The organism is Streptomyces sp. NPDC001816, from assembly GCF_042892235.1.
In the GTDB taxonomy this organism is placed as follows: domain Bacteria; phylum Actinomycetota; class Actinomycetes; order Streptomycetales; family Streptomycetaceae; genus Streptomyces.
In genome coordinates this window covers 1-11,128 of the sequence record NZ_JBIATY010000012.1, presented here as the reverse complement: position 1 = coordinate 11,128, position 11,128 = coordinate 1, and the positions used below count along the sequence as shown (strand labels likewise).

At 70.8% G+C, this 11,128-nt stretch carries 1 protein-coding gene; it reads right to left on the bottom strand.

What is annotated here, in order from left to right; genetic code table 11:
- Positions 1 to 8: 8 nt before the first annotated feature.
- Positions 9 to 11,128: amino acid adenylation domain-containing protein (locus tag ACFYZZ_RS33880; protein ID WP_389184297.1), on the bottom strand; the 11,120-nt coding region annotated here is incomplete at its 5' end.

Here is an 11,128-nt window from a genome sequence, read left to right as displayed (position 1 = left end):
TTGGCCTCTCACTCCTCGGTCATCTTGCGCAGAAGGGGCCGACGGGACGCGGCCATCGTCTGCGCGAGGCCGGAGAGGTCGGCAACGGTCGGGGACTCGAACAGCACACGGATGGGGATGTCGACGCCGAGTTCGGTGCGGATGCGGCTGATCAGCCGGGTGGCGAGCAGCGAGTGACCGCCCAGGGCGAAGAAGTCGTCGTCGATGCCGATCTCGGGCAGCCCGAGGACCTCGGCGAACAGGGCGCACAGCAGCTCTTCGCGCCGGTCGCGCGGCCCGCGTCCGGAGGTCGCGGCCTCGGTGCGGTCGGGCGCCGGCAGCGCCCGCCGGTCGAGCTTTCCGTTGGGCGTCCTGGGCAGTTCGGCGACGGCCAGTACGGCGGACGGCACCATGTAGTCCGGAAGCCGCTCTCGCACGTAGCCGCGCAGCCGCGTCGCCAGCGCTCCCACGTCCCGGGTTCCGGACGGATCGTTCGCCAGGGGACGGCCGGTACGGCCGGAGGGGGTGAACCCTCCGCGGACCGTCCGCCCGGCCACCGGGCCGTCGGGCAGCACGATCGCGTCGAAGCACTCCACGGCGTCGGCGGAGCAGGTCGCGATCAGGCCCCAGCCCTGCCGGTCCGCCCACTCCTGGAGGTCCTGCGGGTCCAGGGAGGGACCCGCGGTTCCGGAGCCGGCGACGAGCGACAGGTCGACCGCCGTCGCGAAGTCGCCGCGCAGCCGCGCGTTGGGGATGCCTGCCACCCGCAGCGGTCCGCCGTCGCCGGCCCGGCACTCCTCGGCCAGCCCCTCCAGGTCGTCGACGTCCTGGCCCCAGGAGAGGGTGGGGGCCGCGTGCAGGTCGAGCGTGTCGGCCGGCGCCTTGTGCAGCACCACCTCGTAGCGGTACCGGGTGAGTTCGTTGTGGTCCCGGCCGTTCTTGAGCCGGACATCGACCGCCGCCACCGCGTTGGCCTCGGCCCAGACGGTGAACCACTCGGGGTCGACGACGAGTTCCTTCTCCCGCAGCACCGCCTGCTCGACGGCGCCGCGCACTTCGGCCGGGGTCGCCTCCGGGCGGGCCGCCGACTGCACCGCGGCCTGGAGAACCTTCAGCGACCCGGCGTGGCGCACGTCGCCGACGACGATCCGGCCGCCCGGGGCGAGCAGGTCCAGTGCGGTCCGCAGCACCTGGTCGAGGTACTCGGTGCCGGGGAAGTACTGCACCACGGAGTTGAGGACGACCGTGTCGAAGTAGCCGAGGGGCAGGCCTGTGGCATCGTGGGCGGGCTGGCAGCGCAGCCGCAACCGCCGTCCGTACCCGGCCACCTCCGCCTGGTGACGCAGCCGCTCGACGGCGGAGGCGGACAGGTCGGTGCCCCAGTACTCGTCGACCTCACCGACCGCCTTCGCCGCCAGCAGGCCTGCTCCGACGCCCAGTTCGAGGACCCGGCGCGGGGCACCGCGCAGGATCTGCGCGACGGCGGCGTCCCGCCACGCGTGCATCTCCGGCAGCGGGATCGGCTCGCCGGTGTAGACCGACGTCCACAGGGCGAAGTCCTCGCCCCAGGCCGCGTCCCGGGATTCCTCGTACGCCAGCTCGTAGACCTCGCGCCACTCCTCGACCTGCGCCTGCGCGCCGGCGTCGGAACTCTCGGTGTCCGGCACGACGTACGCCACCAGGCGCTGGTCTCCGGGCCGGTCCTCACGGGCCACCACGACCGCCTGCCCGACCGCCGGGTGCGAGGCCAGCACCGACTCGATCTCGCCCAGCTCGATCCGGAAGCCGCGCACCTTCACCTGGAAGTCGGCACGGCCGACATAGTCGAGCTGTCCGTCGGCCCGCAGGCGTACCAGGTCGCCCGTACGGTACATCCGCGTACCCGCGCCGAACGGATCGGCCACGAACCGCTCCGCCGACAGCCCCGGCCGGTTCAGATACCCGCGTGCCAGACCGTCACCGGCGAGGTACAACTCGCCCACCACACCCGGGGCGACCGGGCGCAACGCGCCGTCCAGTACGTACGCCCGGGTGTTGGCCAGGGGCCGGCCGATCGGCGGTGTGCCGGAGCCGGGCAGCACCCGGGAGGTGGTGGACCAGATGGTGGTCTCGGTCGGCCCGTAGACGTTGACGACCTCCCGTGCCTCCTCGCACAGCGTCTCGGCGAGAGCGGCGGGCAGCGCCTCCCCGCCCACCAGGACGCGCAGTCCGCGCGGTCCCTCCGGCCGGTGCGTCACGAGCATCTGCCACAGCGTCGGGGTCGCCTGGACGGCCGTGATGCCACGGCTCTCGATCAGCTCCAGGACGACGGCGGGATCGGTGCCGATCTCCTTCGGGGCGATCACCACGCGGGCGCCGGACAGCAGGGGCAGGAACACCTCCAACGCCGCGATGTCGAAGGCGATCGTGGTCACGGCAAGCAGGCGGTCCTCGGACCGCAGCGGGAACTGCTCGCCCATCGAGGCCAGCAGGTTGCCGAGCGCTCCGTGGGAGATCACCACGCCCTTCGGCCGCCCGGTGGAACCGGAGGTGTAGATCGCGTAGGCGGCGTTGGCCATCGTCACGCGCGCGGTGTCCGGTCTGGTGTCCGGGTAGCCGCTCAGGTCGGCGGTCAGGATGTCCGGGGCGAGGGTGACCACAGGCCGCGCATCACCGAGTACGTACGCGACGCGGGTCGCCGGGTGGTCCGGGTCGATCGGCACATATGTGCCTCCGGCCTTCAGCACGGCCAACAGGGCGACGACGAGGTCCGCCGACCGCGGCAACGTCACGGCCACCACGGACTCGATCCCCACCCCCTGACGGATCAGGTGGTGCGCGAGCCGGTTCGCCCGGGCGTCCACCTCGGCGTAGGAGAGGGAGTTGTCACCAGCGACGACCGCGACCGCGTCCGGAGTGGCGAGGGCCTGCCGTTCGAACAGCTCGACGACCGTCCGGTCCGGGGTGGGCGCGGCCGTGGCGTTGAGCTCGACCAGGAGCCGCTCGCGCTCGTCGGGGGTCAGTACGTCGACGGCGCTCAGCCGACGTCCGGGGTCGGCGACGACCTGGCGCAGGACGCGGGTGAACCGCGCGGCGACGTCGGCCGCCGTCCCGGGCTCGACCACACCCTGCTGGTACTGCAGCGACAGCCGCAGATGGGGCTCGGCGGAGGCGGTCAGCGTGATGGGGTAGTGGGAACCTGCGAACGGCCGCAGGCCGGTGACCTCGATGTCGGCCGCCGTCGTGGCCCGGCTGATGCCGGACCGGTCCACCGGATACGACTCGAACAGCACCAGGGTGTCGAACAGGGTGCTCATCCCGCTGTCCCGCTGGATGTCCGCGAGGGCGTAGTGGTGGTGGTCGAGGAGGGCGGCCTGCCGGCTCTGGAGGGTGGTGAGGAGGTCGGCGAGGGTCTGTGCGGGAGTGCAGTCGACACGGACGGGGAGGGTGTTGATGAACATGCCCACCATCTCGTCGACCCCGGGGAGGTCGGCGGGCCGCCCGGAGACGGTGGCACCGAAGACGACGTCGTTCCGGCCGGTGAGGGCGGACAGCAGGATGGCCCAGGCGCCCTGGACGAGGGTGTTGAGGGTGACGCCGAGTGCCGCGGCACACCGCGACAGGGCACGGGCGTCCTCGATGGGCACCTCCACGTTGCCGAGACCGGACGCGACCACCGGCTCGGTGCGCGACACGAGGAGCGTCGGCTCCTCGACGCCCGTCAGCTCCTCGGCCCAGGCAAGGGCGGCCGCTTCCCGGTCGCGCTGGGCGAGCCAGGCGAGGTAGTCGCGGTAGCTGCGGACCCTCGGCAGCCCGTCGGTGTCACCGTCGGAGCCGTAGAGGTGCATCAGGTCGTGCACGATGTGCGGCAGTGACCAGCCGTCGAACAGCACATGGTGTCCCGTGAGGACTAGTTCGCTGCGGTCGTCTGTCAGACAGATCAGCGCCAGGCGGAGCAGGGGCGGCCTCTCCGGGTCGAAGTGGACGCTCCGGTCGTCGGCAACGAACTGCTCGAAGACCGCGTCGCGCTCCTCGTCGTGCAGGTGCCGTAGGTCGAGGAACTGCCACGGCAACTCGACTCTCGCGGGGATGAGTTGGACGAGGTATCCGGTGGTGTTGGGGGCGAAGGCGGCGCGCAGGTTGGGGTGGCGGTCCAGGAGGGCCTGTCCTGCGATGCGGAGTCGCTGTGGGTCCACCTGTCCGGCCAGGTGGAAGACCATCTGCATGTGGTACACGTCGAACTCGGTGTCGGCGAGCTTCGCGTGGAAGAGGAGGCCGGACTGGACGGTGGTGAGCGGCCAGACGTCGGTCAGGTCGGGGTAGGTGTGTTCCCAGGTGTCGATGTCGGCCTGGGTGGTGGTCAGGAGGGGGAGGTCGGTGGGGGTGAGGCCGCCGGCGCCGGGGGTGGTGGCGTGGCGGGTGAGGGCCTGGAGGGCGGCTTGCCAGTGTGCGGCGAGTTCGTTGACGTCGGCCTGGGTCAGGACGCTGGTGGGGTAGGAGAGCAGGGCGGTCAGCTGGGGACCCTGGTCGGTGTCGGTGACCAGAGCGTTGATCTCCAGCGCGGACATCGCGGGCATGCCGGGATCCGGTGTGGGGATGAGTTCGCCCGCGCCGAGGACGGGGGTGAAACCTTCGCCGCGCAGGTGGTGGGGCATGTCCGCGGTGGAGAGATGGCCGAGGTAGTTGAACCCGATCTGCGGATCCGGATACCGAGCCAGTTCCCCGGCGGTGTCGGGGTTGAGGTGGCGGAGCAGGCCGTAGCCGATGCCCTTGCCAGGAATGGCACGGAGTTGTTCCTTGACCTGCTTGAGGGCTAGGCCTGCGGCCGTGCCGGCGGTGAAGGCTTCGTCGAGGTCGCAGCCTGCGAGGTCGAGGCGGACGGGGAACATGCTGGTGAACCAGCCCATCGTGCGGGACAGGTCCGCGCCGGGCACCAGGTCCTGTTCCCTGCCGTGTCCTTCCAGCCGCACCAGCAGCGACGACTGGGCGGTGCCGCGTTCGCCGCGCCATCGGGCCACGGCCAGGGCGAGTGCGCTCAGCAGGCCGTCGTCGACTCCGGCGTGGAAGGCGGCCGGCAGCACGGTCAGCAGGGCCCGGGTCACCTCCACCGGGACCGTGATGCGTACCGATTCCACGGTAGCCATCACATCCGCCGCCGGATCCGGGCGGCGCAGTCCCAGGACCGGGTCGGGGCCGTCGAGGATCTCCCGCCACACCGGTAGCTGTTCCGCCTGGTTGGTGGCGGTGGCGTGGTCGGTGAGGGCGTGGGTCCAGCGGCGCATGGAGGTGCCCACCGGGTCCAGGACGACCGGCCGGCCGGCGCGTGTCTGTTGCCAGGCCGCGGCCAGGTCCGGGACCAGGATCCGCCAGGACACCCCGTCGACCACGAGATGGTGCAGCACCACCAGCAGCCGCCCGGCAAGGGTGTCGTCGGTGGGGGCGAACCACACGAACTGCGTCATCACCCCGCCACGCGGGTCCAGCCGGCCCGCCGCCGCATCCAGCTCCACACCCGCCCGCTCCTGCCAGGCCGCATCCCACAAGCCATCACACTCGACCCGGTGAACCAGACCGGTGAGCGGGACCGAACCGGGCCCGGCGACCTCCAGCCCCTCGCCATCCCCGGTGACCAGCCTCGAGCGCAGGATGTCGTGATGGTCGATCACCGCGGCCAGCGTCGCGGTCAGGCCCGCCTCGTCGATACCGTCCGGCAGTTCCAGCAGCGCGGCCATCGCGAACCGGTCGTAAGCATCGCCCTGTTCCAGCAGGAACCGGCCCGCCGGAGGCAACGGCATCCGGCCGACGCCGCCGCCCTCCAATTCCTCCAGCCGGACCACGTCCCCGGCCGTCGAGGCGACCCGGGCCAGTTCGGCCACGGTCCGGGCTTCGAAGATCTGCCGCGGGGTGACCTCGATCCCCTGCCGGCGCGCCCGGGCCACCACCTGGATCGACCGGATCGAGTCCCCGCCCACGGCGAAGAAGTCGTCATCGACACCGACCCGGTCCAGGCCCAGCACCTCCGCCACGACCTCGGCCAGAACCCGCTCGGCCGGGTTCGACGGAGCGCGATAGACCGTCTCGGTGAACTCCGGCTCCGGCAGCGCGGCCCGGTCGAGCTTGCCGTTGGCCATCAACGGCAGACGCTCCAGCATCACGAACGCGGACGGCACCATGAACTCCGGCAACCGCCCGGACACGAACGCCCGCAGCTCCGCCACCGACACACCGGCGTGCGCCTCGAATTCCAGCTCGCCGCTGTCGTTGACTCCGCCAACGGAGTCCGTCGTCACGACGTAGGCGACGAGTCGCCTACCGCCGCCGCGGCCCGCCCGGGCGACGACCACCGCCTGCGCGACGGCCGGATGCGCCGCCAGCACCGCCTCCACCTCGGCCGGCTCGACCCGCTGACCACGCACCTTGACCTGGGCGTCTGCGCGGCCCGCGTACTCCAGCACGCCGTCGGCCGTCCACCGGGCCAGGTCCCCGGTGCGGTACATGCGCTGCCCGGCAGGACCGAATGGATCGGCGACGAATCGCTCCGCTGTCAGCCCGGGCCGGCCGTGATAGCCACGCCCCACCGCACCCGCCACATACAACTCACCCACCACACCCGGCGGTACCGGCGTCAGACCCGGCCCCAGCACATAAGTGCGCATGTTGTCGACCGGCACACCGATCGGGACGCCGCCGGTGCCCCGCCGCTCTTCCGGGACGGGGAAGGCGGTGGCGTAGAAACTCTCCGTCTGCCCATACGCATTGACCACCCGCGTCCCGGGCAACACCGACCGCACCCGCTCCACCAACGCCGCCGACAACCCCTCACCAGCGAAGACAAGCGTCCCGATCCCGGTCCCGTCGGCGAGATCATCAAGCAGTTCGGCGAAGACGGACGGCACCGTATGAACGACGTCGGCTTCCACGCCCTCCCGCTCACCGAGGACGAGGACGTCCCGGGCCACCTCTACGGTGGCCCCCTGGCTGAGAGCGGTGAAGATCTCGAAGACCGAGACGTCGAAGTTGACCGAGCTGGTCGCCAGCACATGCGAACCCGCCGTCACACCCATGATCCGGGCCAGCGCCGACACACCATTGACCACGTTCGCATGCGTGATCGCGACACCCTTCGGCACACCCGACGACCCGGACGTATACATCACATACGCCGCATTCTCCGGCCGCACCCCCACCCCGCAGACCGAACCATCGCCCTGCGTGAGGTCGAGGTCGTCCAGGAACAGGCGCGGGACACCCGACTCGGGCAGACCCAACTCCCCAGCCGTGACCCGGTCGGTCAGCATCACATCCGCACCCGCGTCCGCAAGCACGAACTCCAGCCGGCTGCTGGGATAACGGGGATCCACCGGCACATACGCCGCCCCGGCCTTCAACACACCCAGCAGACCAATCACCAGTTCCGCCGACCGCGGCAAAGCCACCGCCACGACCGACTCCACACCCACACCCCGAGCCACCAACTCCCTCGCCAGCCGGTTCGCCCGCGCATCCACCTCCCGATACGACAGCGAGACATCCCCACACACCACCGCCACCGCATCCGGCGACACGGCAACCCGCCGCTCCACCAACTCCCCCACCGACACCGGCAACACCGCAACCCCGGTCTCGTTCACCCCCCGCACCACCAGCTGCTCACGCTCGTCCGGGTCGAGGAGGGCGACCGTACTCACCGGCACCCGCGGGTCGGCAGTGAGGAGTCGAAGGACGCGGGTGTACCAGTCCGCGATGCGTTCGGCGGTGTCGCGGTCGAAGAGGTCGGTCGCGTATTCGAGATCGCCCCGCACCTGCGGCCCCTGCCCGCCGGGGAAGACGGCCAGGTTGAGGGAGAGGTCGAACTTCGCCGTCCCGGTCACGACGGGCTCCGACGCCACCCGGAGCCCGGGCATGCTCAGGTCCGGCCGGACGTCGTTCTGCCAGGCGCACATGACCTGGAAGAGGGGCTGGTAGGCAGTGGAACGCTCGGGGTTGAGCAGCTCCACCAACCGCTCGAACGGGAGGTCCTGGTTGTCGTACGCACTCAGTGCCTTGCCCCGCACCCGCTCCAGAAGCTCCTCGAAACTCGGGTTCCCGGACAGATCGGCCCGCAACACCCACGTGTTGACGAAGAACCCCACGAGATCGGACAAGGCCTCGTCCGTGCGACCGGCGATCGGCGCGCCGATCGGGATGTCCTCACCGGCCCCCAACTGATGCAGCAGCACAGCGAGAGCCGACTGCAGGACCATCGACACCGTCGAGCCGTGCTCGGTCGCCAGCCGTTCCACCGCGTCGACCAGTTCGGTGTCGAGGGTGAAGGCGACCGAGTCGCCGTCGTGGCGGGCCACGGGCGGTCGGGGACGGTCGGTCGGCAGGTCCAACGGCGCGGGGCAGTCCGCCAGTTCGTCGCGCCAGTACGCCGCCTGCGCGGCCGCCACACTCTCCGGGTCCGACTCGTCACCGAGCAGCTCGGACTGCCACAGGGCGTAGTCGGCGTACTGCACCGGCAGCGGCTCCCAGTCCGGCGCCGCCCCGCCGTCCCGCCGTGCCGAGTAAGCCGTGACAAGGTCCCTGGCCAGCGGTCCGGCCGATCCGCCGTCGCCCGCGATGTGGTGGAGGACCAGGACGAGCCGGTGCTCTTCGGGACCGAGGCGGAACAGGCGGGCTCGCAGCGGGATCTCCGAGGCCAGGTCGAAGGCGTACGTCACGGCCTGCCGTACCGCTTGGTCCAGCTCGTGCGGGGACACGTCGACGAGGGTGAGTTCCGGCGACACCTCGTGTGCGGGGAGCACACGCTGGAACGGCACCCCGTCCTCGTCCTCGACGAACACGGTCCGCAGACTCTCGTGCCGGACCACCACATCCCGTACCGCCGCAGCCAGCGCCTGTACGTCCAGCGAACCCGACAAGCGGAGTACCGCTGGGATGTTGTAGGTGGCGGAAGGGCCCTCGAACCGGTCGATGAACCAGAGTCTGCGCTGCGCGTACGACAGCGGCAGCCGCTCCGGACGGTTCTCCGTACGCCGCAGCACGGGGCGTACGCGCGCTCCGGCCGGCAGATGCGCCATCAGCTCCGCAGGGGTGGAAGCGTCGAACACCGCGCGAATGGGCACCTCGACGCCCAGCACACCGCGGATGCGGCCTACCAACCGCACCGCGAGCAGTGAGTCCCCACCTAGCTCGAAGAACCGGTCGTCCATACCGACCCGGTCTCGACCGAGGACCTCGGCGAACAGGTCGGCGAGTGCCTGTTCCGTCGCGTCGGACGGGGCGCGGTAGACGGTCTCGGTGAACTCCGGCTCGGGCAGGGCGGCCCGGTCCAGCTTGCCGTTGGCCATCAACGGCAGGCGCTCCAGCATGACGAACGCGGACGGCACCATGAACTCCGGCAACCGCCCGGACACGAACGCCCGCAGCTCGGCTTCCAGGGCACGGACGTGCGTGTCCCCCTCGCTCACGCCGTGACCGGTGTCGGCCGGTACGACGTAGGCGAGGAGCCGGGTGCCGTCCCCGCGGCCCTCGCGAGCGATGACAGCGGCCTGCGCGACGGCCGGGTGAGAGGTCACCACCGTCTCGACCTCGGCCGGCTCGATCCGGAAACCGCGCACCTTGACCTGGGCGTCGGCGCGGCCCGCGTACTCCAGCACGCCGTCGGCCGTCCACCGGGCCAGGTCGCCAGTGCGGTACATGCGCTGCCCGGCAGGACCGAATGGATCGGCGACGAACCGCTCCGCTGTCAGCCCGGACCGGCCGTGATAGCCACGCCCCACCCCACCGGCCACGTACAACTCGCCCACCACACCCGGCGGTACGGGTGTCAGACCCGGCCCCAGCACGTAGGTGCGCATGTTGTCGATCGGCACACCGATCGGGACACCGCCGGCGCCCCGCCACTCCTCCGGGACGGGGAAGGCAGTGGCATAGAAACTCTCCGTCTGGCCGTAGGCGTTGACCACCCGCGTCCCGGGCAGCACCGACCGCACCCGCTCCACCAGCGTCGCCGACAGGCCCTCACCAGCGAAGACGAGCGTGTCGATCTCGACCTTCCCAGTGAAGGTGTCGAGCAACTCCGCGAAGGCGGACGGCACGGTGTGCACCACATCGGCCCGGACCTCCTGCCGCTCGCCGAGCGCCAGCACGTCCCGGACCACCTCCACGGTGGCCCCCTGGCTGAGAGCGGTGAAGATCTCGAACACCGAGACGTCGAAGTTGACCGAGCTGGTCGCCAGCACATGCGAACCCGCCGTCACACCCATGATCCGGGCCAGCGCCGACACACCATTGACCACGTTCGCATGCGTGATCGCGACACCCTTCGGCACACCCGACGACCCGGACGTATACATCACATACGCCGCATTCTCCGGCCGCACCCCCACCCCGCAGACCGAACCATCGCCCTGCGTGAGGTCGAGGTCGTCAACGTACAGGCGCGGGACACCCGACTCGGGCAGACCCAACTCCCCAGCCGTGACCCGGTCGGTCAGCATCACATCCGCACCCGCGTCCGCAAGCACGAACTCCAGCCGGCTGCTCGGATACCGCGGATCCACCGGCACATACGCCGCCCCCGCCTTCAACACACCCAGCAGACCAACCACCAACTCAACCGACCGCGGCAAAGCCACCGCCACGACCGACTCCACACCCACACCCCGAGCCACCAGCTCCCCCGCCAGCCGGTTCGCCCGCGCATCCACCTCCCGATACGACAGGGAGACATCCCCGCACACCACCGCAACCGCATCCGGTGACACGGCAACCCGCCGCTCCACCAACTCCCCCACCGACACCGGCAACACCGCAACCCCGGTCTCGTTCACCCCCCGCACCACCAGCGCCTCGTGCTCCTCCGGGTCGAGGACTGGCACGGTGTTGATGAGGGCGTGAGGGTGGGTGGAGAGGTGGTCGAGGATGCGGCTGTAGCGGGCGGCGATGCGGTCGGCTGTGGCGGGGTCGATGAGGTCCGATCGGTACTGGAGGGTGAGACGCAGGTGCGGGTCACCGGTGGCGGTGAGCATGAGGGGGTAGTGGGAGCCGGCGTACGGACGGACGCCGGTGATGGTGATGCCTTCGCCCGTGGTTGTGGTGTCGGTGAGGCTGGTGCGGTCGATGGGGTAGGACTCGAAGGCGATGAGGGTGTCGAAGAGGGGGGTGTTGTGGCCGGTGTTCTGTT